This window comes from Roseateles depolymerans (genome assembly GCF_003387155.1).
GTDB lineage: Bacteria > Pseudomonadota > Gammaproteobacteria > Burkholderiales > Burkholderiaceae_C > Roseateles > Roseateles depolymerans.
This window is the reverse complement of the sequence record NZ_QUMT01000003.1, coordinates 1,087,933-1,110,116: the sequence shown is the minus strand read 5'-3', so window position 1 is coordinate 1,110,116 and position 22,184 is coordinate 1,087,933. Positions and strand designations below refer to the sequence as shown.

The following is a 22,184-nucleotide window of genomic DNA, read 5'->3' as shown; positions in this document are numbered from 1 at the left end:
GCGCGGATGCCGCGCACCCCGTCGCGCACCCCGCTGCGCACTCGCCGCGTTCAGATCTCCACGATCAGCCCCGGCCGGTAATCCTCCTGCTCGCCCTTGCGCGCATAGCCCAGCGGATTGGCCACGACCCTGCACCGGTGCAGTCCGCCGCCCTCGGTCGGCGTCTCCACCACATAGTCATTCATGCAGTGCAGATGGCCGTGCATCCAGACATCGGCCAGCGGAATCAGCTCGTCCAGGGAATTGCAGAACCCCGCCGTCCCGGGCGCCAGCCCGTACCGCGGGTCGGCACTGCGCAGGCTGGGCGCGAAATGGGTCACCACCACCGTCTTGCCGTCAAACGGGGTGCCAAGCTGCGTTCGCAGCCAGTCCTGGCAGTCCAGCGCCATCTCCCGCAGGTCCTCCGCCAGCAGGTGGCGGCCCCCACGCAGGGTCGAATATTTGCTCAGGTAATAGTTGGCCGCTCGAAATGCCTTGCCACGCGCTGCCAGCTGCTGGGTGGGCGTGGGCAGGCGCGAGGCCAGGGCGTCGAAGTCGCTCCACAGCGTGGTGCCAAGGAACCGGACGCCGTTGATGACCCGCACTTCCCGGTCCAGCCACTCGATGCCCAGATCCTCGCAGGTGCGACGCAGCCGATCGTAGGTGGGCGCGTACTCCAGGCCGTCGAACTCATGGTTGCCCGGCACATAAAGCACCCGCTTCCAGCCGGTGTCCGCGCGCAGCGGGGAAAACCGACCGAGCCCGAAGTCGTCGGTGACGAGCTCGGAGCCGGCCTGATAGGAGCCAACATCACCGGCCAGCACCAGCAGGTCGGCCTCGGGCAGGGGGACGGCCTTGAAGCCGATCTGTCGTTCCAGGTGGAGGTCCGATATCAGTTGGAGGCGCACAGCGGGAAAACTTCTTGTCAGTCGAGGGGAGGCGGCTTGCGCGGGCGTCGTCTGGAGCCGGGGCTCAGGGGGCGTCCCGGCGCGACGGGGCAGTGAGGCGCAGGTCGGGCCTCGATTCTGTCAGCCCTGGAAAAGGGCCGGGACCTGCGGCCATTGTCGGCTCAAGAGCGCGAATGATCCGCCGACTTTGCGACATGTCAGCGACCGCCCTTTTTGCTGAACTGCTGCAGGTTTTTGCGAGCAGTTTCAGTGCCACACTCACCCAGAGCCCCGACCGGGGTGCAAGGAGGGTTGCGACATGAAGATCCTGGTAGCCGTCGACGGCAGTGTCTACAGCAAGCGTATGCTGGCTTATCTCGCGGCGCACGACGAGTGGCTGGGCGACCAGCATGACTTCACCGTCGTGCATGTGGTGCCCCCGGTCCCGCCTCGGGCCGCCGCCGTCCTGGACAAGGCCGTCCTCAGTGAGTACTACGACGACGAAGCGGCCAAGGTGCTCAAACCGATCCGCGCATTCATGGACAAACGCGGCATCAACGCCAAGTACGTGACCAAGGCCGGTCATGCGGCGGAAGTCATTGCCACCATCGCCGCCAAGAACAAGTTCGACCTGCTCATGATGGGCTCGCATGGTCACACCACGCTGGGCAATCTGGTGCTGGGGTCGGTCGCGACCAAGGTGATGGCGACCTGCGAGGTGCCGGTGCTGCTGATCCGCTGACCGCACGCAAGCGCGCACCTGAGACCCGCGCCTGAGATGCGCACCTGAGATGCCTCCTTGAACCGCCCGGCCCCGGTCAGGTCCCGGGCACGCAACCGGCTCAGCTGCGCCGAGCCGTCATCCAGGACAAGGGGGACTCGATGGCGGCCGCAGGCGTGGTCTGCGATTCCAGCCCGTAGTCGCTCCGTCGGAAGTCCTCGTATTCGCTGGCATCGCCGAAGCTCGCCTCCATGCCGAAGGCGGTCCCCATGTCAGCCGGCTCGGGCTCTTGGGTGCCGGGACTGTTGCGACGGAACAGGCGCAGGGCGGAGGCGATTCGCATGATGGACCTCGTCGAAAAGCACGGGGTGAACGCCCGACGCCAGGAACCTCGAGGCGCCGTTGCTATGCCACAGTGTGGGGGAAGTTGTCCTCAGGCAAATCCCCAAATTGGGGGCTCAAGAAAAACACGTTCACAAATCCACACAAAGTGGTGCCAACCTGCGACAGAGTGCAGCCAAATAACCACGTACCCCACTTTGGTAGGACCCCCCCCGACCACGGGGATCACTATGCTTCCGCTCTTGTGTCCTTCGCGCGCCTGTGCACCTCTTCATGTCTCCGTTGATTCATCGATCACTCACCTGGACCATCGTCGGCACCGTGGTCTCGATGTCCGCCTGGTTGGCCGGCAACGTGCAGCAAGCCCATGAGCGTCAGGGACTGCGCATGGGCGCGGCGCCTTCGCATCACGCGTCCTTGCGTCCGGCGATGCCTGTGACCCATTCTGCGCCGGTCGCCCCCCGGGTCGCCACCGTCCAGTCGGTGCATGCCGGAAACCCGGAAACGCAGACCTCGGTCCATCTGGCGTCGAGCCGCTGAACCCGCGGCCCCGGCCGCGAACCGCTGGCTGCTAGGTCCCCCGCTGTTACAAACGGGCATCACCAACGCGGCATCACCTCCCTGCGTAGTGACACGGCGTAGTGACACGGCGTAGTGGCAAGTCGTATAAGGACACGGCGTAGGGACCCTGCCTCACACCGGCATCAGCCCGCATCACTGCCCCCTGCCCTCAGACCTGCAGGGCTTCCCTGGCCCCCAGCGCCAGCGCTTCCCCGATCTGATCCAGCAAGGACGGCGGACTTCCCTGGGCAGCATCACCGTCCGCGCCCAGTTTCCATTGGTGCCAATACAGCGCCACATCCACATGGATGTCCGGCCGCAGCGCCACCAGGTCCCCGCGCATCAGCAGCGGTCGGATCTGAAGCTCCGGCGCCACGCCCACCCCCCACCCCCGGGTCACGGCCTGCACGTAGGCCTCGCTGGACGGCACATACCGCGCATTGAGCCGCGCCGCACGCAGACCCAGCGCCTGCCGCACCCACTGCTGCTGCGTGTCATCCTTGCGGTTGAACACCAGGAACGGCACCTGTGCGATGGCCGACGCCACCAGTCCGCCGGGCAGTTCCCGCTGGACGAAGGCCGGACTGGCGACCGCCACATAGCGCATCACCCCCAGTGGCAGCGCCACGCAGCCGCGCAGCGCCTGACGCACCGTGGTCACGCAGCCCAGCACTTCCCCCTGGCGCAGCCAGTCGTGGGTGAAGTCCTGGTCGTCCACCACCAGCTCCAGCCCGAAGCCCTCGCGCAGGCCGCGCTGTACCAGCGGATCCAGGGCGGGCAGCACCCAGGTGGCCAGGCTGTCGGCATTCACCGCGATCGGGAGCCGCTCCGGCGTCGACGCCCGCACCCCCAGCTCCCGCACCACGTCCGAGCGCAGCGCATGCAGCTGCCGCGCATAGCGCAGCAGGCGCTTGCCGGGCTCGGTCAGCCGCAGGGGGCGGGACCGCACCACCAGCAACTGCCCGACCTGGGCTTCCAGGCTGCGCAGCCGCTGCGACACCGCGCTCTGGGTGATGGCCAGGGTCTCTGCCGCCCGCTCGAAGCTGCGCTCGTCGGCCAGCGCAGCCAGGCAGTCCAGCCCGGCAGCATCCAGGTCTTTCATAAGCTGTCCTAATGATGACGCTGAGATATTAATGCCGCTTCATGATCGGAGAGCGCCCCACCACAATTCGCCCTTCGACCCCACCCGCGGCCGCTGGCCCCACTCGCCCCTTCCTTCCATGGCTTCCACCGCGCTCCTTCAAGGCTGGCTGACCGGTGCCGGGCTGATCGTGGCCATCGGCGCCCAGAACGCGCTGGTGCTGCGCCAGGGCCTGATGCGCCAGCATGTGGCGCCGGTGGTGGCGGTGTGTGCGTTGTCGGATGTCTTCCTCATCTGCGTTGGGGTGTTTGGCCTGGGCAGCCTCATTGCCGCCAGCCCGCTGCTGCTGACTGCCTTCCGTTATGGCGGGGCGGCTTTTCTGCTGGTGTATGCCTTCGCCGCCGCACGGCGCGCCTTGTCGCCCAAGGCCGGATTGCAGGCCCAGGTCGGCACCGCCAGCCTGGGCACGGTGCTGGGCAGCACCCTGGCCATGACCTATCTCAATCCCCATGTCTACCTGGACACGGTGGTGCTGCTCGGCACGGTGGGCGCTCAGCAGCCGGCCGACGCCCGGATGGCGTTTGCAGCCGGGGCCAGCCTGGCCTCGGTGATGTGGTTTTCGCTGCTGGGCTTCGGCGCGGCAGCGGTGGCGGCGCCGTTGCGCCGCGCGGTGGTCTGGCGCAGCATCGACGCCGTGATCGCCCTCGTGATGGCCTGGCTGGGCCTGCAATTGCTGGTGCGCCCGCTGGGCTGAACAAGGAGTTCCACATGAAAGTCATCGTCCTGGGCGCCGGCATCATCGGCGTGCATACCGCGTGGTACCTGATGGAGCAGGGCCACGATGTGGTGGTGGTGGACCGCCAGCCCGATGCGGCGCTGGAGACCAGCTTCGCCAACGGGGCCCAGATCTCGGTGTGCTTCTGCGAGCCCTGGGCCAATGCCGGGGCGCCGTTCAAGGTCGCTAAATGGCTGCTCAAGGACGACGCTCCGCTGCTGTTCCGTCCCCGCCTGGACCCGGCCCAGTGGCGCTGGGGGCTGTCCTTCCTGGGCCAGTGCACGACCTCCGCCTTCGAGCGCAATGTCGAGCAGCTGGTGCATCTGGGCCGCTACAGCCATGAGTCGCTGAAGGCGCTGGTGGCCGAGACCGGCATCGAATACAACCGGCTGGAGCGCGGCATCCTGCACTTCTTCGGCAGCCAGGCCGATTTCGAAGCCGGTGCGCAAGGGGCCGAGATCATGCGCCGCCACGGCGTGGACCGCCGGGTGCTGTCGCGGGAAGAGGTGCTGGCCATCGAGCCGGCGCTGCGCAATGCCTCGCAATATGTGCATGGCGGCACCTACACTCCCAGCGATGAATCCGGCGATGCCCGGGTGTTCACCCAGGCCCTGGCCCAGTTGGCCGCGCGGCGTGGCGTGCAGTTCCTGTGGAACCACGACATCAACCTCTTGCAGCCGCAGGGCGGTGCCCGGGGCCAGGAAGTGGCCGGTGTGAAGATCACCTCCCGCGAGACCGGCCAGTCGCAATGGCTCAAGGGTGATGCCTACGTGGTGGCACTCGCGTCCTACGCGCCTGGCCTGATGAAGCCGCTGGGCGAGACCCTGAACATCTACCCCGCCAAGGGCTACTCCGCGACCATGCGTCTGCTCAAGCCGGAGCAGGCCAGCACCATCTCGCTGCTGGACGACGCGCGCAAGATCGCCATCTCCCGCCTGGGCGACCATGTCAGGATTGCCGGCACCGCCGAATTGGTGGGCCTGGACACCAGCCTCGACAGCCCCACCTCCAAGGTGCGCTGCGAGTCGCTGGTGCGCCGCTACGAAGAGCTCTTCCCCGGCGTGGCCGACACGAGCGAGCCGAATTTCTGGACCGGTCTGCGCCCCAGCACCCCGACCAACGTGCCCTACATCGGCCGCAGCCTGAAGGCCTCCAACCTGTGGATCAATGCCGGCCACGGGACCCTGGGCTGGACCCACGGTGCCGGCTCCGGCCGCGCGCTGGCGGAGCTGATGAGCGGGCAGCGTCCCGCGCTGAATTTCGGCTTCTACGGGGATGCGCTCCCGGCGGCTCAGCCGCGCAGCAAGGTGCCGGCCTGAGCGCGGGCGCCAAGCCGGTCTAGAATCCGCGCCCCCCTTCAGATCTGCGTGGGGCCGCCGCAGCGCCGCTGACGGCGCCCCCGCGGCCCGCATCATGGCTTCCACCTCCAGCGCGCTGCCGCGCGACATCTGCGCAATCGACTTTGGCACCTCCAACTCGGCGGTGGCCGTGCCTGCCCAGGAGGGGGGCCAGCTCACCGGCGGCATGCGCCTGGTGCCGCTGGAGGGCCGCCACACCACCATGCCGACGGCGGTCTTCTATTTCGCGGAAGGCCGTCACGATGCGGACGGTCCGCCGCGCGCCTTCGGTCGTGCGGCGATGGCGGCCTACGAGGAGGGCGTGGACGGCCGACTGATGCGGTCCATGAAAAGCATCCTCGGCTCCAGCCTGATCGACCAGGTCACCGACGTGGGTGGCGGCCGCGGCGTGAAATACGCCGACATGCTGGCCGGCTACCTCAAGCATTTGCGCCGGCAGGCGATCCAGGACGGGATCGAACCGCGACGGGTGGTGCTCGGCCGTCCGGTCTATTTCGTGGACGGGGAACCAGCGCGGGATGCGGCGGCGCAGGCGTCGCTGACGGCCGCTGCCCGGGCGGTGGGCTTCGAGGAGGTGCAGTTCCAGTTCGAGCCGATTGCCGCGGCTTTCGACTATGAACAGCAGGCCACCCGCGAACAGCGGGTGCTGGTGGCCGACATCGGCGGCGGTACGTCCGACTTCTCGCTGGTGCGGGTGGGCCCGGACCGGATGCAGCGGCTCGAGCGCCGGGAAGACATCCTGGCCAACCACGGGGTGCACATCGCCGGCACCGACTTCGACCGCCACATTGAGCTGGCCGGCATCCTGCGTGAATTCGGCTACCGGGCCCTGGGGCCGGCGCGGGCCGGTCAGCCGCCGCGGGAGGTGCCCAGCGGCATCTATTTCGACCTGGCCACCTGGCACCTGATCAACACCTGCTACAGCCCGCAGCGGGTGATGGAACTGCGCAACATGAAGCCCTTCTACGGGGAGCCGCGCCACCACCAGCGCTTGATGACGGTGCTGGAGGAGCGGCTGGGCCATGAGCTGGCCCATCGCGCGGAAGAGGCCAAGATTGCCGTGTCCGGGGGCGGCGGCTGCCAGATCGACCTGGGCTTGATCGAATCCGGCTTGAGCGTCGAGCTGCGGGAAGAAACGGCGGTGGGCGCCTTGCAATCGGACATCGAGCGCATTGCCGCCGCCGGCCGCGAGACAGTGGCCATGGCCGGGCTGACGCCCGCCGATGTGGACGCGCTGTATTTCACCGGGGGCTCCACCGGGCTGCGGCTGCTGGCCGAGCGCATTGCCGCGGACTATCCGCAGGCGCAGCAGGTGCGCGGGGACCGCTTCGCTTCGGTGGCAACAGGCTTGGGGCTGCATGCTGCCCGGTTGTTTGCCGGCTGAGCGGCGCCGCTTGCATTGACGCGCCGGGGGCTCAGTCCCCAGGCCAGGCGGGTGGGATCCGCGTCGGATCCGCCCTGGATTCACCTCGGATCAGCGCCGTCCTCGTGGCGAAGGGCCTCGGCCAGGTCCGCCCGAATGAGGTCCGCCGGACCGGGGTCCACCCGAGCGGGGCCCGCCAGAGCGCGGTCCGCCGCGACCCGCCGGACGCGGCGCCGCCTGGGGCAGCGACACATCGGCCAGCAGCAGGCTGGCACGCACCAGGCTCTCGACGGCTTCGTCGAGCTCCTCCGGGGGCTCCAGGCTTTCGATCTCCTCCAGCAGCGCGTCCGCATCTTCCAGATCGTCCGGATCCAGATGCATGTAGAGCTGCGCCAGCGGTTCGGTGAGCTGGCTTTCGTCCAAGCCCATCAAGCCCGGGAACACATCCGTGGCCAGCGCGAATCCGGCCACCCAGGGCAGCACGGTGTCGGACGGCGAGGCTTCCTCGTCCAGCTCGAAGACCCAGGGGTCGAACCACTGACGGTCGGCGATGGCCTGACGCAGCTCGGTGAAACGGCGCTGCACCAACTGGAGCAGTGCCTGCGCGTCCACGCCGGCCGGGGCCTGACCTTCCTCACTGTCCAGCACCCAGGGCCACCAGGCCGACAAGGCCACCGGGCGCGGCTGCAGGATCACGCCGACCAGAAACCCGTCCAGCATGGACACGTCCAGCGGCTCCGACCGCTGCGCGACCTCGTCCAGCAGCGATTGCAGGCGCTCCAGGTCCTCGTCGCTCCAGGGCTCGGGCGGTGCCGGGGTGCGGGGGACGTAGGCGGCAGGGGCGGACGAGGTGGGCGCGGCCTGCCGACGGCTGGACGGCCCTGTGGAGGGCGCACCGGCAGGACGGGAGGCCGACGACCTCGCCCCCGGGCCGGATGCAGACGCGGACCGCGGACCCGACGGCTTGGCGGCGGTGCCGGTTCCGCGCGGGGCAGGCTTTTTCGACGAAGGCTTGGAGGCACTCATGCCGGCATTATCCGGGAGGCCCTCCCGTCCGACGATTTTCCGCATGATGAAGTCGCGCTTACACCTGCTGACTTTTTCTCACAGGTCTCCTACCTCCTGGGGATGTCCGCCGCTCAGGGTTCGCCCTAGAGTCACTTCCAGGCGCTCTTTAGGGGGCGCACCGATCCCAACGACGTCCTTTCTAGGACTTGCAACGCCCGATCAGCTCGCTGGTCGGGCGTCCTTTTTTGTGCGGTCCGGCTTTCAAGCCGCAAAACTCAAGCCGCAAACCCTGCGCTCATCACCGACCGCAGATGCTCCACCAGCAGTCGCACGCCCTGCGGGGTGTGACCGCTCCATGGGTGAATGGCATAGATCGAATCCCCGAAGAAGCCGACCACGCGCCACTGCGGCAGCACCTCCACCAGGTCACCACGGCGCAGCGCGTCCCGCGCACTGAAATCCGGCAGCAGCGCCAGGCCCAGTCCGGACAGCGCCGCGTCCCGCAGCACCTCGCTGTTGCCCGCCCGCAGCAGGCCCTGCACCGGCACCCGCAAGCGTTCGAGCGCCGGTGTCTGGCGCTCGAAAAACCACTGGGCCGGGCCGGGTCGCAGGTAGGGCAGGCAGCGGTGCTGGGCCAGCTCGGCCGGATGCTGCGGCGTGCCGAAACGTCCGAGATAGGCGGGGCTGGCCAGCAGCAGGGCGCGGGAGGCGCAAAGCCGGGTCGCGACATGCGTGTCGGGCGGTTGGCTGGTGTGGCGGATGGCCAGATCGAAGCCTTCCTGGGCCAGCGGCACCAGCCGGTCGGTCAGGTCCAGTTCGATGCGCAGGGCCGGATGGCGTTCGAAGAAGTCCACCAGGGACGGGGCCACATGCTGGCGGCCCAGGGCCACCGGGGCCGTCACCCGCAGCACGCCCCGCGGCTGGCCGGCGGCTTCGCGGGCTTCGCTCAGGCTCCGGTTGAGCAGCGCCATGCCCGGCTCGGCCTGCTCCATCAGGCGCTGGCCGGCGTCGGTCAGCCGCACCGAGCGGGTGGTGCGCTGCACCAGTTGCTGGTCCAGGTGATGCTCCAGGTCCGCCACGCGCTGGCTGATGGCGGCCTTGGACAGTCCCAGGCGCTGCGCCGCCTTGGTGAAGCTGCCCAGACGGCCGATGGCCACCAGGGCCTGAAGCTGCGGCCAGAGCCACTCGTCGCGCGCCTCGGCGCGCAGAGGCGACGTCACCGGCTGCGCGGGTGCATCGGCCCTGGCGCTGTGACCGTCGGAGCGGCGGACGGAAGAGCTGACGGAGGGGCTGACGGAGCGGCTTTCGCCTTTTGACTTTGCCATGATTGTTCAGTGTACTGAACAGTCTGGCCGTCGTACCCGGCTAGGCAAGCCCATCCGCGCTGCCTAGACTGGCCCCATCCCCCCAATCCTCCAATCCCCCACCCGGCCCCAACGCCTTGCGGAGACCGCCATGTCCTCACCCATCCCTTACACCGACCCGGCCGACCTCACCCACTACATCGGCGGTGCCCGCCGCCCGGCCACCTCCGGGCGCAGCCAGGCGGTCTATCACCCCGCCAGCGGGACCGTGGCGCGACAGGTGCAACTGGGCAGCGTGGAGGATGTGCAGGCCGCGGTCGCCTCCGGACTCGCCGCCTTCCCGGCCTGGGCGGACGCGCCGCCGCTGCGTCGCGCGCGGGTGATGTTCAAGTTCCTGGAACTGCTGAACCAGCATCGGGACCAGCTGGCCGCCATGATCACCGCCGAGCACGGCAAGGTCTTCACCGACGCCCAGGGCGAAGTCACCCGCGGCATCGACATCGTGGAATTCGCCTGCGGTGTCCCCCAACTGCTCAAGGGCGACTACACCGAGCAGGTCTCCACCGGCATCGACAACTGGACGATGCGCCAGCCGCTGGGCGTGGTGGCCGGCATCACCCCGTTCAACTTCCCCTTCATGGTGCCGATGTGGATGGCGCCGATGGCCATTGCCACCGGCAACGCCTTCATCCTCAAGCCCAGCGAACGCGACCCGTCCCCCAGCCTTCTGATGGCCGAGCTGTTCAAGCAGGCCGGCCTGCCCGACGGCATCTTCAACGTGGTGCAGGGCGACAAGCAGGTGGTGGACGCGCTGCTCACCCACCCCGATGTGAAGGCCCTGAGCTTTGTCGGCTCCACCCCGATTGCGCAGTACATCTACGAGACCGGCGCCCATCACGGCAAGCGGGTGCAGGCGCTGGGGGGCGCGAAGAACCACATGGTGGTGATGCCCGATGCGGATGTGGACCAGGCGGTCGATGCGCTGATCGGCGCCGCCTACGGCTCGGCGGGCGAGCGCTGCATGGCGATTTCGGTGGCGGTGCTGGTGGGGGATGTGGCCGACCGGATCGTGCCGCGCCTGGCCGAGCGGGCACGCACCTTGAAGATCAAGGACGGCATCCACCTCGACGCCGAGATGGGCCCCATCGTCACCCGCGAAGCGCGGGACCGCATCGAGGGCTACATCGGCCTGGGCGTGGAAGAGGGCGCGTCGCTGGTGGTGGACGGCCGCGGCCTGCGGGTGCCTGGGCAGGAGAACGGTTTCTTCACCGGCGCCACGCTGTTCGACCATGTGCAGCCCCACATGCGCATCTACCGGGAAGAGATCTTCGGCCCGGTGTTGGCCTGCGTGCGGGTGGACGGCTTCAGCGAGGCCCTGGCGCTGGTCAATGCCCACGAGTTTGGCAATGGCGTGGCCTGCTTCACCAGCGATGGCAACGTGGCCCGCGAATTCTCCCGGCGTGTGCAGGTGGGCATGGTGGGCATCAACGTGCCCATCCCGGTGCCGATGGCCTGGCAGGGCTTCGGCGGCTGGAAGAAGAGCCTGTTTGGCGACATGCATGCCTACGGCGAGGAGGGCGTGCGCTTCTACACCCGGCAGAAGAGCGTCATGCAGCGCTGGCCGGCCACCATCGCCAAGGGCCCGGAATTCGCGATGCCGGTGAGCCGCTGAGCCGAGGCGCCCCGGCCGGTGGGACCGCCCGCCGCGGGCCCCGTCAAGGAGCCCGGCCAGTAGCCCCGTTTGGGGGTGTATCCTCCCCGCCATGCGGGATCTCCTGAACGACTTGTCCGACGACGCGCCTTTGAGTGACTGGCTGGACCTGGCCCGTTTGGCCCAGCGCGAGGCGCGCCTGGACGAAGGCCTGCGCCTGGCCGACCGCATTTGGCGCCGGGCCGAGGCCGAGGGCTACATCATCGAGCAGGCCGAGGCCGGCAAGCTGCGCAGCTTCTTCCTGCTGCGCCAGGGGGATTTGGCGGGCATGCTGGAGGCCGGGCAGCGGGCGCTGCATCTGCTGCGTCCGCTGGGCCCGTCAGTGTCCTTGTGCGAGCTGCTGCGCTGGATGAGTCTGGCGGCTTGCGAGCTGGGCGACTATGACCAGGGCCTGGCCTGCGCCCATGAATGCCTGCGACAGGCGGTGGAGCTGGGCGATGCCCGACTGCGCGCCGTCGCCCTGAACGGACTGGGCGCCTGTTTTGAACGCATGGGCGACCCCTGGCAGGCGGAACGCCTGATGGGCGAGGCCGCTGGCCTGGTCCGGGACTCGGCCACGCCCTTTGAGCGGGTGGTCACCCTCACCAATCTGTGTACCGTCGCGCTCGGGGCCTATCACCTGCAGCGGGACGCGGAAACGCCCGAGGCGGCGGCCCGTACCCTGGAGCGGGCGCTGGAGCTGGCTCGCCAGGCCCGGCCCTTCTCGCTGGAGCTGGGCGACCTCTACGGCATCGCCCTGACCGCCAGCAACTTCGGCGAAGTCCTGCTGCGGATGGGGCGCCTGGACGAAGCCGAGCCGCTGCTGCAGGAGGCGCTTGAGCACGCCAGCCGCTGCGGTTTCCATCTGCTGGGCTGGCGGGTGCGCTGCACCCTGGCCGAGTGGCTGCTGGCGCGGGGCGAGGCTGCTGAGGCCTGGCAACGGATGCAGGACCTGATCACCGAGCTGTCCAGCCCCAAGGACAACGCGCCCCACGCGCCGCAGCCCCTGGTGCCCCCCTCGCTGGACCACCTGCCGCCCCACCTCCATCTGCGCCTGCACCAGGTCGCCTACCAGGCGGCCAAGGCCCTGGACCTGCTCGCCCCGGCGCTGACCCACCTGGAGGCAGCCCGGTCGGTGGAGCGCCGCCGCGGTGTGCGCCAGCTGATGGCCCAGTCCCAATACTTCGTCTCCCGCCTGGAAGCCGAAATCCAGGTGGACGGCGGCGCCTGCGCCGACCGCGACCCCGCCACCTTCCGCGACCCGCTCACAGGCCTGGGCAACCGCCGCTGCCTGGAGACCCGGCTGCCGCCGATGCTGCGCGCGGCCGAGCAGGAAGACCGTCCGCTGACCGTCGCGCTGATCGATGCCGACGGCCTGGAGCAGATCAACGAGCGGCACGGCCGCGACATCGGCGACCGGGTGCTGCAGGAACTGGCCCAGCTGCTGCGGGAGAACACCCGCACCAGCGACCTGACTCTGCGCTGGAGCGGCGAGGAATTCCTGATCGTCTTCCCCGACACCATCGCCGACCGCGGCTTCGAGGTCTGCGAGCGCATCCGCGCCAGCGTGTCGGTGCATCCGTGGCAGCGCTTGTCGGCGGGCCTGGACGTGACGCTGAGCATGGGCCTGGCCAGCGCGCCGCCTTACGCCACCGACCTGCTGGTGGCCCGCGCCACCCAGGCGGTGCAGCGGGCCAAGCACCTAGGACGCAATCGGGTCGCCCTGGCCTGAGGCAACCGGGCGCGGCCGCTGGTCGGCCGCTTCCACGGCCTGGACCAGGTTGCGCCCCTGGGCTTTCGCCCGGTACAGCGCTTCATCGGCGCGGCGCAGCACTTCGGTCGGATCACTGTCGCCCGGCACCGACTCGGTGATGCCAAAGCTCGCGCTCAGCGGCCAGGACTGTCCGTTCCATTGGAATTCGCTGCGCTCCAGCAGATGGCGCATACGCTCGGCCACCAGCGCCGCGCCGGCCACACCGGTGTAGGGCAGCAGGGCACAGAACTCCTCGCCGCCCAGGCGCCCGAGCAGGTCCACTTCCCGCAGGCAGGGCTTGAGCAGGTCCACCAGGGTCTTGAGCGCGGCATCGCCGGCCGCATGGCCCAGAGTGTCGTTCAGCTGCTTGAAGCGGTCCATGTCCAGCAGCACCAGGGCATAGGTGTGGCCGCGCCGCACCCGCTGATGTTCGGCGGCCATGGCCTCGGCCATCGCGCGACGGTTCAGCGCATCGGTCAGCGGGTCGCGCAGGGTGAGCCGGCGGATCTGCAGCACCAGCTTGAGCATCAGCAGGAAGGCCAGCGTGCCGTTGACCGTGAGTGTCATGACCAGGGCGGTCCACAGCCACACCCCGTTGAAGGCGCCGCGGGTGTCCAGCGAGGCCGGCACGTCCGGCATCCACAAGGTGGCCAGCGGCCGGGCCAGCAGCAGCCCGCCGATCACGATGAAGGGCAGGCCGAAAATCAGGCAGATGGCCGGCCGCAGCTCGCGCGCCCGCAGCAGGCGGGCCGTGTTGCGTGCAGCCAGGAAGCACAGCAGGCCGCCGGTGCCGTTGACCACCAGATGGTGCGTGACATGGCTGGGGCCGGTCGGCAGCTGCGTCAGCAGCGCCACCACGATCGCCAGTGCGGCCAGCAGCAGCGGCCAGCGGGTCGGCTGCTCGTCCATCAGCGGCACCGACAGATGCAGCAGGGCAAAGGCCCCCAGCAGCAGCCCATGCGATACCAGGGCCGGCGTGTGCAGCTGCGATTCGGGCATCCACCGCAGCACCAGGGCCAGGGCCTGCAGCGCATTGGCCCCGGCCAGGCACAGGCAGGCGGAGGAGCATTCCCGCATCCCCGCCGCAATCAGCAGCCAGATGACCGTGGCCACGCTCATCACCGCCAGCAGGGCGGCGACCAGGGTGACCGGATCGCTGGACGTCATGCCGCCACCCTCGCGACGGTCGCGCGCTGCACCCGGTTGCGCCCAGCGGCCTTGGCGGCGTACATGGCGGCGTCGGCCCGCGCCAGTGCATCGCGTCCGTGCGGGTCCTGCTGCCGCATGGCGGCCACGCCGATGCTGGCGCTCATCGGCCAGATCTTGTCTTCCCAGGTCAGCGGCCGCTCCTGCAGCAGCCGGCGCAGCCGCTCGGCCACCAGCACGGCGCCGGGCTCGTCGGTGTCGGGCATCAGCACCGCGAATTCCTCGCCGCCGAGCCGGCCGAAGTTGTCGGTGGTGCGCAGCGCTTCGCCCAGCACCTGGGCCAGGTGACGCAGGGCCGCATCACCGCCCGCATGACCCAGTTCGTCGTTGATGCGCTTGAAGTGGTCCACGTCCAGGATCAGCAGGGCATGCGTGCGGCCGCGGTCCACCTGCGCCTGCAGGCGCTGGAGCTGTTCCTCCAGGGCGCGGCGGTTGAGCAGCCCGGTCAGCGGGTCCCGGCGGGTGAGGTGCCGCACCCGGGCGATCAGCCGCTGCAGCACCAGGGCCACCAGCCCGGTGGTCACGCCCAGGTTCACCACCAGCCGCAGCAGCGCCAGCGGCGCGTTGTAGGACAGGCCCTGCAGGCCCATGCCGGCCGGCATCCAGCCCAGCAGGCCGCCAGCGCGCCAGAGGCCTGCGCCGGCCAGCACGAGATAGGGGAGCACCAGCAGGCCAGTGACGCCGAAGCGAAAGCCGGTGCCGCGCAGGATGTCCGCCACCGCCATCAGCGCCAGCGTGCAGGAGCCCAGGTTGAGCACCGCCCGGGCGGTGTTGAGGTCCGGATAGACCAGCGCCTGGACGACCAGCCCCAGCACCACGACGGCGATGACGTCGTTCAGACCGTGCTGCAGTCGCATCAGGCCCCGCACCCCGGCGGTCAGCAAGCCGGCACAGACCAGCGAGAGCGGCAGGCTGAGCACCGGCTCGGTCCAGTCCGGCAGCGTGGGCCACCAGGCCAGCACCAGCAGGCCGTGGTGCAGGGCCACGCGCCGCGCAGCCCCGGGTGCGATGCGCAGAACCTCACCCAGCAGCAGCCACACCACGCAGGCGAAGCCGTCGACCATGGTGAGCACCATCAGGAGGGTGGCGGCGTCCAGGGCAGGCATTGGCGGCATCATCGCAAAGCGCACCCCTGCGCACAATCGCGTCCCCCGTCCGGGGGGTTAGCGCCGCTCGACCAGCACCGGCGTCAGCGCCATGGCCGTGCGCACCTTGTCGGCGGCGGCCCGGGCATCTTCCCGGCTGTTGAAGGGACCGGCCTGGAGGCGGTGCAACTGCTTGTCCTTGAAGATGGTCAGCATCGGGGCCATCCAGTCCAGGTTCCGGGTGAACTGCTCGCGCAGGGTTTCCGCGCCTTCCAGGCGGGAAAAGGCGCCCAGCTGCAGCCAGAAGCCGGGGGCGGCGGCCAGTTTCATGGCCGGGACGGCGGCGTCTGGACTGGGGGAGGCCGAGACATCGCTCTGCGCGACGGCGGTGGGCGGCGTTGATGGGGCCGATGCGGCGGACGCGGGCAGGTCGCGGCGGCTGTCCAGGTCCGTGCCGGGCGGCAGGGCCACCACGGGGATCGGCACCATGCCGGCGCTGGCGCTCACCGGGGTGGTCGCAGCGCTGGTGGCGACCGACCTGGAGGTTCCGGCCGCAGGAAGGGTCGGGGATGGCCGCAACGCACCGCCGCGTGTTCCAGCCGTTGTCCCGGCGGCCGGGTCCGTGTCCCGCATCTGGGCACCCGTGGTGACTTCAGGCGCCCCGTTGGGCGTCGCCGCCGCATACAGCGGTGCCTGCGGAAGGGTCCGGTCCCCGGGCTGTGCCGGCGCTTCCTTGCCGCGCAGCCAGGCGCCGGTGCGGATGTCCTCATAGGTGATGCGCTCGACCTCCACCTCCGCCACCCCGCGCAGCAGGTCCAGCTTCAGGGCGGCGGTGTAGCTCAGGTCGATGATGCGGCTGCTGTGAAACGGCCCCCGGTCATTGATCCGCACAATGACTTCCTTGCCGTTTTTGGGGTTGCGCACCCGGGCATAGCTCGGAATCGGCATGGTCGGATGCGCGGCCGTCATCGCATACATGTTGTAGAGCTCGCCGCTGGCGGTGGGCCGGCCATGGAACTTGCGTCCATACCAGGACGCCAGCCCGCGCTGCACCAGCGGGTCGTCATCGGTCAGCGGCTGGTAGCGTTGGCCGGCGACGGCATAGGGTTTGTTGGGGCCGCCTTTGCGGATGCTTTCGAGGCGGGGCAGGGCGTCCGGCAGCTTGTCCAGGTCGGCCGGCACCACCGCTTCGGGACCATCCTTGGACGGCCACTGGGTCACTTTGGGAGTGCCGAGCGCCGACGTGGCGGAGCGGTCGGCAGGGGCAGGAGCACGGCTGGCACAGGCGGCCAGCAACAGGGCACTCGTCAGGACGGCCAGGCGCTGGCCGGCGGGGCGGGCTTCAAACATGGCCGCAACCCTAGCAACGTGGCCCGCTTTTGCCAAGGTTATGCTGCACGGGTTCGTGCTTTCGAACGTTTGGTTTCCACCCTCCACACCACCGTCCAGCCATGAGCTCCTACATCTTCCCCCCCGCCCCGCAGGCCGCCGTGGCCGTGCGCGGCACCGATGCCCGTTACGCCGTCAGCCGCATCTTCTGCGTGGGCCGCAACTACGCCGCACACGCCCGGGAGATGGGGAGCGACCCGGACCGTGAACCGCCGTTCTACTTCACCAAGCCGGCCAGCGCGCTGGCGCCGTCGGGCGGCTCCATTCCCTACGCGCCCGGCACCAAGAACCTGCACTATGAGATGGAACTCGTGGTGGCCATCGGCAAACCCGTGTTCCGCGCCACGCCGGAGCAGGCGGGCGACGCCGTCTGGGGTTATGCCGCGGGCCTGGACATGACCCGCCGCGACCTGCAGAACGAGGCCAAGGCCATCGGCCGCCCCTGGGACCTGGGCAAGGGTTTCGAGCACTCCGCCGTCATCACCCCGCTGGTGCCGCGCAGCGAGCTGGGCGAGCTCAAGTCCGGCGCCATCACCCTGAGCGTGAACGGCACGGAGAAGCAGCGCGGCGACCTGTCCGACATGATCTGGAGCATTCCCGAGCTGGTGGCCAACCTGTCGCAGTTCTATCACCTGGAACCGGGCGACCTGATCTACACCGGCACGCCCGAAGGGGTCGGCCCGGTGAAGCCGGGGGATGTGATCGAAGGCGTGATCGAAGGCTTCGGCACGCTGCAGATCACCATCGGCGAGGCCGAATAAGGCGCGCCGACCGCAAGACCAGAACCGCTGAAGCCCGCCATGTTTGACCATAACGAGAGCCTGGAAGAAGCCCGCGCGCGCAACATCCGCGACGCCCTGTTCGAGGACATCGGCCTTGCCGACTGGACGGCCCGCCTGGTGCCGGCCGACCGGCCGGTCCGCGCCCATGTGCGGGTGCGTGAAGCGGCGGTGCTGTGTGGCCGCGACTGGTTCGAAGGCGTCTTCCGCCAGCTCGACGCCGGCAGCCGGATTGAATGGCTGTATGACGAAGGGGCGGACATGGCGGCGGACACGGTGGTCTGCCGGATCGAGGCGGACGGCCGATCCCTGCTGTCCGCCGAGCGTCCGGCGCTGAACTTCCTGCAGCTGCTCTCCGCCACCGCCACCGTCACCCGCACCCATGCGCGGGCGATCGAGGGCGCCAGCCCCAATCCCCGGGGCTGCGTGGTGCTGGACACGCGCAAGACCCTGCCCGGCCTGCGCCTGGCGCAGAAATATGCGGTGCGGGTGGGCGGCGGCGCCAACCAGCGACTGGCGCTGTATGACGGCATCCTCATCAAGGAAAACCACATCGCCGCGGCGGGCGGGGTCACCCAGGCCCTGCAGCAGGCCCAGGCCCTGCAGGCCGGCGTGACCATCCAGGTCGAGGTGGAAACCCTGGACCAGCTGCGCGAGGCGCTGGCGGCCGGCGCGGTCAGCGTGCTGCTGGACAACTTCAGCGAGCCGATGATGCGCGAGGCCGTGGCCCTGACGGCAGGCCGTGCGCTGCTGGAGGTCTCCGGCGGCGTTGCGCTGGATCAATTGCGCTGGATTGCCGCTACCGGCGTGGACCGCATCTCGGTGGGCCGCCTGACCAAGGATGTGAAGGCCATCGACTATTCGATGCGGGTGGACGGCTGATCGCCGGCACCGCCCCAGTGCATCCCCGCGCCCCGCGTTGGGCCGGAACCCCCCGAATCGCAGGCCCCGCACACCAAGCCTGTGCGCATCGCTTGCATACAAGACAGATGAACGCCCTGGCACGGAAGCTGCAAAGCCTGTGGCATGGGCACCTCCGCCACCGACATCAGCCAGCGCATCATCGAAGCCGTGCTGGCCCAGAAGCTGCCGCCAGCCACCCGGCTGGGTGAGCAACAGCTGGCGCTGCTGTTCGACTGCAGCCGCACCATCGTCCGCGAGGCGCTGACGCGACTGGCGGCACGCGGCATCGTCACCGTCAGTGCACGTCGCGGGTGGTACCTCATCGCGCCCAGCCAGGAGGAAGCCCGGGAAGCCTTCGAGGCCCGGCGGGTCATCGAGCTGGGCCTCATCCGTGGGCAACAGGGGCAGGGCGGCCTGGATCCAATGGGGCTGGCTCGCTTGCGAGGCCATCTGCAGCAGGAGCATGCCGCGGTGCGTGGCGACGACGTCGGCACGCGCAGCTTCCTGCTGGGCGACTTCCATGTCTGCCTGGCCGAGTGCCTGGGCAACAGCCTGCTGGCCGACACCCTGCGCGACTTCACCGCCCGCACGACGCTGATCGCCATGCTCTATCAGTCCTCGCATGATGCGGCGCAGTCCTGCCAGGAGCACGTCGCCATCGTGGATGCGCTGGAGCGCGGGGATCTCGCCGCGGCCGAGGCGCTGATGGCGGACCACCTGACCCACGTCCAGGCAGGCCTGCAGCTGCCGGCCAACAGCGATCCGCTGCACCTGCTGCGCCAGGCCCTGGCCCCGGTGCCGGGTGCGGGGGCGCAGCCGTCCGGTGAGGCCGATGACGCCAGTCCACAGGGCCGCTCTTCGCGTGCTTCCCGCTCTTCGCGCTCCTCGCGCGCTCCCCGTTCCGCTTCGTCCGCATCGCCTCTTTCCCCGCGGACGTCCAACGACGCAGACGATCCCCCCGCCGCCTACCTAGGAGCCTTGTTATGAGCCTTGCCGCCCGCCGCGCCCGTCCGTCCTCCCTGTCCCTGACCCGACGCCCTGCGTCCGTGACCCGTCGCCTGCTGCTCGCCGCCGCCGGCATGGGCCTGGGTCTGGCCATGACCGGGGCGCATGCCCAGACAGCGCTGGACACCATCACCAAGACCAAGACCATCCGCATCGCCGTGCCGACCGACTATCCGCCCTACGGCTTTGTCGGCCCCGACATGAAGCCGCAGGGCCTGGACATCGCCATGGCCGAGCTGATTGCCGCCAAGCTGGGCGTGAAGGTGGAACTGCTGCCGGTGACCAGCGCCAACCGCATTCCGTATCTGCAGACGAAGAAGGCCGATCTCGTCATTTCCTCCCTGGGCAAGAACCCGGAGCGCGAGAAGGTCATCAGCTTCAGCGCCGCCTACGCGCCGTTCTACCAGGCGGTGTTTGCGCCCAAGAGCCTGAGCATCAAGTCCTTTGCAGACCTGGCCGGGAAGACGGTGGCCGTGACCCGCGGCGCGATGGAAGACCAGGAACTGGGCAAGGTGGCCCCGTCGTCGCTGGAGTTCAAGCGCTTCGAGGACAACAACGCCACCATCGCCGCGTTCGCGGCCGGACAGACGCAGGTGCTGGCCACCAGCGCCGCCGTGGCGGCCAACCTGATGCAGCGCAACCCGGGCCTGAACATCGAATACAAGCTGCTGCTCAAGGACAGCCCCTGCTACGTCGGCGTGGCCAAGGGGGAGGATGCGCTGCTGGCCAAGGTCAACAGCATCATCGCCGCGGCCAAGCAGGCCGGTGAGCTGGAGGCCCTGTCGAAGAAGTGGCTGGGACGCGGCACCGGCGAGCTGCCGCTCTGAGCCAGGGACACTGCGATGGAGTTCGACTTCGGCGCCGTGCTGATGGAATGGCCGCTGCTGCTGCGCGGCCTGGGCTGGACCGTCGGCCTGACGGCGGTGGCGGTCCCGCTGGGGCTGCTGGCGGCCACGCTGGGCGCCTGGGCCCGTGCCTGCGGGCCTCGCGGGCTGGGCAACGCCGTCGCGGTCTATGTGGAGCTGCTGCGCAACACGCCCTTCATCGTCCAGCTGTTCTTCATCTTCTTCGGCCTGCCGTCGCTGGGGGTGAAGCTGTCGCCCGCGACCGCCTCGGTCATCGCCATGACGCTGAACCTGGGTGCCTATGGCACCGAGATCCTGCGCGCCGGCATCCAGGCCACGCCCAAGGGCCAATGGGAAGCGGCCTACAGCCTGGCCATGGGTCCCGTGCAGACCTTTGTGCGGGTCGTCTTGCCGCCTGCCTTCAAGCGGGTGTGGCCGGCCATGACCAGCCAGATCATCATCGTGATGCTGGGCACGGCGGTCTGCGGCCAGATCTCCACCGAGGAGCTGAGCTACGCCACCAACCTCATCCACAGCCGCAACTTCCGGGCTTTCGAGGCCACCTTCATTGCGGTCGCGCTGTACCTGATGCTGAGCATCGCCGTGCGGCATCTGCTGCTGTGGGTGGGGACGCGCTTCCTCTTCGGCAGCGCGCCCGTGGCCACCGCCCGCGTCCCGCTGAAGCGCCGCTGGCTGGGAGCCCGTCATGGTTGAGTTCACCCTCTGGGACATCCTGCGCAACCTGCTGCTGGCGCTGCGCTGGACGGTGGTGCTGTCGATGATCGCCTTTGTCGGCGGGGGGCTGGTCGGGGCGCTGCTGCTGTGCCTGCGGCTGGGGCTGGGCCGTTTCACCGGTCGCCTCGTCGGGCTGTATGTGCAGGTGTTCCAGGGCACGCCGCTGCTCATGCAGCTGTTCCTGGCCTACTTCGGCCTGTCGCTGCTGGGCGTGGAGGTGTCGGCCTGGACGGCGGCCAGCTGCGCCCTCACGCTCTACACCAGTGCCTATCTGGTCGAGATCTGGCGCGGCTGTGTGGAAGCCGTTCCCAAGGGGCAGTGGGAAGCCGCCAGGAGCCTGGCCATGAATTTCGGCGAGCAGATGCGCCATGTGATCCTGCCCCAGGCCCTGCGCCTGGCGATTGCACCGACGGTCGGGTTCCTGGTGCAGGTCATCAAGGGCACTGCCCTGGCGTCGGTGATCGGCTTTGTGGAACTCACCAAGACCGGCAGCATGATGGCCAACGCCAGCTTCAAGCCCTTCCTCGTGTTCGGCTGCGTGGCCCTGATGTATTTCGTCCTGTGTTTCCCGGTCAGCCTGCTGGCCCGCCACCTCGAAAGGAATCGCCATGGCCGCCCAGCCTGAAGCCGTGCTCACGCCGACGCAGGCGCCGCGTGTGCCCATCGTGCGCATCACCGCGCTGCGCAAGTCCTATGGGGACAACGAGGTGCTCAAGGGCATCGACCTGGATGTGATGCGCGGCGAGGTCATCGCGCTGATCGGCAAGAGCGGCTCGGGCAAGAGCACGCTGCTGCGCTGCATCAACGGGCTGGAGCGCTTCCAGGACGGATCGCTGACGGTGGCCGGCAAGCCGCTGCTGCATGAGAGCGCCATGGCGATGCGGGCGCTGCGGCAGCAGGTGGGCATGATCTTCCAGAGCTTCAATCTCTTTCCGCATCTGACCGTGGGCCGCAATGTGATGCTGGCGCCGACGCTGGTCAAGCAGCGCAGCAGGACCGAAGCGGCAGAGCAGGCGCGGGCCCTGCTGGCACGGGTGGGCCTGTCGGAGAAGTTCGATGCGATGCCGGAGCAGCTCTCCGGCGGGCAGCAGCAGCGGGTGGCCATCGCCCGTGCGCTGGCGATGGAGCCGCAGGTGCTGCTGTGCGACGAGATCACCTCGGCGCTGGACCCGGAGCTGGTGGGGGAAGTGCTGCGGGTGGTGGAGTCACTGGCCCGGGAGGGCATGACGCTGCTGATGGTCACGCATGAGATGAACTTCGCCCGCAAGGTGGCGGACCGGGTCATCTTCATGCATCAGGGCCGCGTCCACGAGATCGGACCGCCGTCGGAGATCTTTGGCGCGCCCCGCACGCCGGAGCTGCAGCAGTTCCTGGCCTCGCTGCATGACTGATGGACGCGGGGCCTGGCGCCGGAA

Annotated in this window: 22 protein-coding genes; 14 read left to right on the top strand and 8 right to left on the bottom strand. The window is 69.2% G+C overall.

The window, feature by feature from the left end; translation table 11 throughout:
- Positions 1-50 precede the first annotated feature (50 nt).
- Positions 51-887 carry a metallophosphoesterase gene (locus DES44_RS18745; RefSeq protein WP_058933300.1) on the bottom strand — a complete coding sequence of 279 codons (837 nt, stop codon included), beginning with the start codon at positions 885-887 and terminating at the stop codon, positions 51-53.
- 298 nt (positions 888-1,185) lie between these two features.
- Here DES44_RS18745 and DES44_RS18740 point away from each other — a divergent pair, with 298 nt between their 5' ends.
- Positions 1,186-1,608 carry a universal stress protein gene (locus DES44_RS18740; protein ID WP_058933301.1) on the top strand — a complete coding sequence of 141 codons (423 nt, stop codon included), beginning with the start codon at positions 1,186-1,188 and terminating at the stop codon, positions 1,606-1,608.
- Positions 1,609-1,708: 100 nt separating this feature from the next.
- Here DES44_RS18740 and DES44_RS18735 read toward each other — a convergent pair whose 3' ends face one another.
- On the bottom strand, positions 1,709-1,930 hold the full coding sequence (locus DES44_RS18735) for a hypothetical protein (RefSeq protein ID WP_058933302.1): 222 nt from the start codon (positions 1,928-1,930) through the stop codon (positions 1,709-1,711).
- 272 nt (positions 1,931-2,202) lie between these two features.
- On the opposite strand from DES44_RS18735, the gene DES44_RS18730 reads away from it, so the two are divergent.
- The gene (locus tag DES44_RS18730) at positions 2,203-2,469 is read left to right on the top strand and encodes a hypothetical protein (RefSeq protein WP_147307138.1); all 267 of its coding nucleotides are present in this window, start codon (positions 2,203-2,205) and stop codon (positions 2,467-2,469) included.
- Positions 2,470-2,659: 190 nt separating this feature from the next.
- Here DES44_RS18730 and DES44_RS18725 read toward each other — a convergent pair whose 3' ends face one another.
- Positions 2,660-3,592, bottom strand: a complete 933-nt coding sequence (locus DES44_RS18725) for a LysR family transcriptional regulator ArgP (RefSeq protein ID WP_058933304.1) — start codon at positions 3,590-3,592, stop codon at positions 2,660-2,662.
- Between the two features lie 118 nt (positions 3,593-3,710).
- On the opposite strand from DES44_RS18725, the gene DES44_RS18720 reads away from it, so the two are divergent.
- The 3 genes from DES44_RS18720 (at position 3,711) to DES44_RS18710 (ending at position 7,088) form a co-directional block, all read left to right on the top strand.
- Positions 3,711-4,325, top strand: coding sequence for a LysE/ArgO family amino acid transporter (locus DES44_RS18720; RefSeq protein ID WP_058933305.1), 615 nt, complete (start codon positions 3,711-3,713; stop codon positions 4,323-4,325).
- 14 nt (positions 4,326-4,339) lie between these two features.
- Positions 4,340-5,665 (top strand): D-amino acid dehydrogenase, encoded by a 1,326-nt coding sequence (locus tag DES44_RS18715; protein WP_058933306.1) that lies wholly within the window; start codon positions 4,340-4,342, stop codon positions 5,663-5,665.
- A 94-nt stretch (positions 5,666-5,759) separates the two neighbouring features.
- Positions 5,760-7,088 carry an Hsp70 family protein gene (locus DES44_RS18710; protein ID WP_058933307.1) on the top strand — a complete coding sequence of 443 codons (1,329 nt, stop codon included), beginning with the start codon at positions 5,760-5,762 and terminating at the stop codon, positions 7,086-7,088.
- Positions 7,089-7,178: 90 nt separating this feature from the next.
- Here DES44_RS18710 and DES44_RS18705 read toward each other — a convergent pair whose 3' ends face one another.
- Together DES44_RS18705 and DES44_RS18700 are read right to left on the bottom strand one after the other, a co-directional pair.
- On the bottom strand, positions 7,179-8,093 hold the full coding sequence (locus DES44_RS18705) for a YecA/YgfB family protein (RefSeq protein WP_198164874.1): 915 nt from the start codon (positions 8,091-8,093) through the stop codon (positions 7,179-7,181).
- A 257-nt stretch (positions 8,094-8,350) separates the two neighbouring features.
- Entirely contained in the window at positions 8,351-9,400 is a 1,050-nt protein-coding gene (locus tag DES44_RS18700; RefSeq protein WP_083525213.1) for a LysR family transcriptional regulator, read from the bottom strand.
- 130 nt (positions 9,401-9,530) lie between these two features.
- Between DES44_RS18700 and DES44_RS18695 the strand changes: the two genes are divergently transcribed.
- A complete protein-coding gene (locus DES44_RS18695) occupies positions 9,531-11,051 on the top strand; it encodes a CoA-acylating methylmalonate-semialdehyde dehydrogenase (protein WP_058933308.1) in 1,521 nt (506 codons plus the stop codon).
- Between the two features lie 91 nt (positions 11,052-11,142).
- On the top strand, positions 11,143-12,801 hold the full coding sequence (locus DES44_RS18690; RefSeq protein ID WP_083525214.1) for a tetratricopeptide repeat-containing diguanylate cyclase: 1,659 nt from the start codon (positions 11,143-11,145) through the stop codon (positions 12,799-12,801).
- Here DES44_RS18690 and DES44_RS18685 read toward each other — a convergent pair.
- Genes DES44_RS18685 through DES44_RS18675 form a run of 3 tightly spaced genes read right to left on the bottom strand, consistent with a single transcriptional unit; the run spans position 12,772 to position 16,463 of the window.
- Positions 12,772-13,989 (bottom strand): GGDEF domain-containing protein, encoded by a 1,218-nt coding sequence (locus DES44_RS18685; RefSeq protein WP_058933309.1) that lies wholly within the window; start codon positions 13,987-13,989, stop codon positions 12,772-12,774. The two genes, DES44_RS18690 and DES44_RS18685, sit on opposite strands and share 30 nt — an antisense overlap.
- A complete protein-coding gene (locus DES44_RS18680; protein WP_058933310.1) occupies positions 13,986-15,134 on the bottom strand; it encodes a GGDEF domain-containing protein in 1,149 nt (382 codons plus the stop codon). Before DES44_RS18680 ends, DES44_RS18685 begins: the two co-directional genes overlap by 4 nt.
- Before the next feature lie 57 nt (positions 15,135-15,191).
- Positions 15,192-16,463 carry a septal ring lytic transglycosylase RlpA family protein gene (locus tag DES44_RS18675; RefSeq protein WP_083525215.1) on the bottom strand — a complete coding sequence of 424 codons (1,272 nt, stop codon included), beginning with the start codon at positions 16,461-16,463 and terminating at the stop codon, positions 15,192-15,194.
- A 101-nt stretch (positions 16,464-16,564) separates the two neighbouring features.
- On the opposite strand from DES44_RS18675, the gene DES44_RS18670 reads away from it, so the two are divergent.
- The 7 genes from DES44_RS18670 (at position 16,565) to DES44_RS18640 (ending at position 22,160) form a co-directional block, all read left to right on the top strand.
- Complete coding sequence (locus tag DES44_RS18670) at positions 16,565-17,263, top strand: fumarylacetoacetate hydrolase family protein (protein WP_058933311.1); 699 nt, start codon at positions 16,565-16,567, stop codon at positions 17,261-17,263.
- A 39-nt stretch (positions 17,264-17,302) separates the two neighbouring features.
- On the top strand, positions 17,303-18,163 hold the full coding sequence (gene nadC / locus DES44_RS18665; protein WP_058933312.1) for a carboxylating nicotinate-nucleotide diphosphorylase: 861 nt from the start codon (positions 17,303-17,305) through the stop codon (positions 18,161-18,163).
- Between the two features lie 144 nt (positions 18,164-18,307).
- Positions 18,308-19,171: a GntR family transcriptional regulator gene (locus tag DES44_RS18660; RefSeq protein ID WP_058933313.1), complete on the top strand. Its 864-nt coding sequence runs from the start codon at positions 18,308-18,310 to the stop codon at positions 19,169-19,171.
- Between the two features lie 92 nt (positions 19,172-19,263).
- Complete coding sequence (locus DES44_RS18655; RefSeq protein ID WP_116001759.1) at positions 19,264-20,016, top strand: transporter substrate-binding domain-containing protein; 753 nt, start codon at positions 19,264-19,266, stop codon at positions 20,014-20,016.
- Positions 20,017-20,031: 15 nt separating this feature from the next.
- Complete coding sequence (locus DES44_RS18650) at positions 20,032-20,748, top strand: amino acid ABC transporter permease (protein ID WP_083525216.1); 717 nt, start codon at positions 20,032-20,034, stop codon at positions 20,746-20,748.
- The gene (locus DES44_RS18645) at positions 20,741-21,394 is read left to right on the top strand and encodes an amino acid ABC transporter permease (RefSeq protein WP_058933315.1); all 654 of its coding nucleotides are present in this window, start codon (positions 20,741-20,743) and stop codon (positions 21,392-21,394) included. Before DES44_RS18650 ends, DES44_RS18645 begins: the two co-directional genes overlap by 8 nt.
- Positions 21,378-22,160 carry an amino acid ABC transporter ATP-binding protein gene (locus DES44_RS18640; protein ID WP_058933316.1) on the top strand — a complete coding sequence of 261 codons (783 nt, stop codon included), beginning with the start codon at positions 21,378-21,380 and terminating at the stop codon, positions 22,158-22,160. Before DES44_RS18645 ends, DES44_RS18640 begins: the two co-directional genes overlap by 17 nt.
- The last annotated feature ends 24 nt before the right edge of the window (positions 22,161-22,184 follow it).

What these genes read in the sequence shown, in the direction of transcription:
- DES44_RS18655 (WP_116001759.1), top strand. Translation starts at nt 19,264, where the DNA reads ATGGGCCTGGGTCTGGCCATGACCGGGGCGCATGCCCAGACAGCGCTG.
- DES44_RS18735 (WP_058933302.1), bottom strand. Translation starts at nt 1,930, where the DNA reads ATGCGAATCGCCTCCGCCCTGCGCCTGTTCCGTCGCAACAGTCCCGGC.
- DES44_RS18640 (WP_058933316.1), top strand. Translation starts at nt 21,378, where the DNA reads ATGGCCGCCCAGCCTGAAGCCGTGCTCACGCCGACGCAGGCGCCGCGT.
- DES44_RS18720 (WP_058933305.1), top strand. Translation starts at nt 3,711, where the DNA reads ATGGCTTCCACCGCGCTCCTTCAAGGCTGGCTGACCGGTGCCGGGCTG.
- DES44_RS18660 (WP_058933313.1), top strand. Translation starts at nt 18,308, where the DNA reads ATGGGCACCTCCGCCACCGACATCAGCCAGCGCATCATCGAAGCCGTG.
- DES44_RS18675 (WP_083525215.1), bottom strand. Translation starts at nt 16,463, where the DNA reads ATGTTTGAAGCCCGCCCCGCCGGCCAGCGCCTGGCCGTCCTGACGAGT.
- DES44_RS18740 (WP_058933301.1), top strand. Translation starts at nt 1,186, where the DNA reads ATGAAGATCCTGGTAGCCGTCGACGGCAGTGTCTACAGCAAGCGTATG.
- DES44_RS18730 (WP_147307138.1), top strand. Translation starts at nt 2,203, where the DNA reads ATGTCTCCGTTGATTCATCGATCACTCACCTGGACCATCGTCGGCACC.
- DES44_RS18705 (WP_198164874.1), bottom strand. Translation starts at nt 8,093, where the DNA reads ATGAGTGCCTCCAAGCCTTCGTCGAAAAAGCCTGCCCCGCGCGGAACC.
- DES44_RS18700 (WP_083525213.1), bottom strand. Translation starts at nt 9,400, where the DNA reads ATGGCAAAGTCAAAAGGCGAAAGCCGCTCCGTCAGCCCCTCCGTCAGC.
- DES44_RS18710 (WP_058933307.1), top strand. Translation starts at nt 5,760, where the DNA reads ATGGCTTCCACCTCCAGCGCGCTGCCGCGCGACATCTGCGCAATCGAC.
- DES44_RS18685 (WP_058933309.1), bottom strand. Translation starts at nt 13,989, where the DNA reads ATGACGTCCAGCGATCCGGTCACCCTGGTCGCCGCCCTGCTGGCGGTG.
- DES44_RS18650 (WP_083525216.1), top strand. Translation starts at nt 20,032, where the DNA reads ATGGAGTTCGACTTCGGCGCCGTGCTGATGGAATGGCCGCTGCTGCTG.
- DES44_RS18670 (WP_058933311.1), top strand. Translation starts at nt 16,565, where the DNA reads ATGAGCTCCTACATCTTCCCCCCCGCCCCGCAGGCCGCCGTGGCCGTG.
- DES44_RS18645 (WP_058933315.1), top strand. Translation starts at nt 20,741, where the DNA reads ATGGTTGAGTTCACCCTCTGGGACATCCTGCGCAACCTGCTGCTGGCG.
- DES44_RS18690 (WP_083525214.1), top strand. Translation starts at nt 11,143, where the DNA reads ATGCGGGATCTCCTGAACGACTTGTCCGACGACGCGCCTTTGAGTGAC.
- DES44_RS18680 (WP_058933310.1), bottom strand. Translation starts at nt 15,134, where the DNA reads ATGCCTGCCCTGGACGCCGCCACCCTCCTGATGGTGCTCACCATGGTC.
- DES44_RS18715 (WP_058933306.1), top strand. Translation starts at nt 4,340, where the DNA reads ATGAAAGTCATCGTCCTGGGCGCCGGCATCATCGGCGTGCATACCGCG.
- DES44_RS18725 (WP_058933304.1), bottom strand. Translation starts at nt 3,592, where the DNA reads ATGAAAGACCTGGATGCTGCCGGGCTGGACTGCCTGGCTGCGCTGGCC.
- nadC (WP_058933312.1), top strand. Translation starts at nt 17,303, where the DNA reads ATGTTTGACCATAACGAGAGCCTGGAAGAAGCCCGCGCGCGCAACATC.
- DES44_RS18695 (WP_058933308.1), top strand. Translation starts at nt 9,531, where the DNA reads ATGTCCTCACCCATCCCTTACACCGACCCGGCCGACCTCACCCACTAC.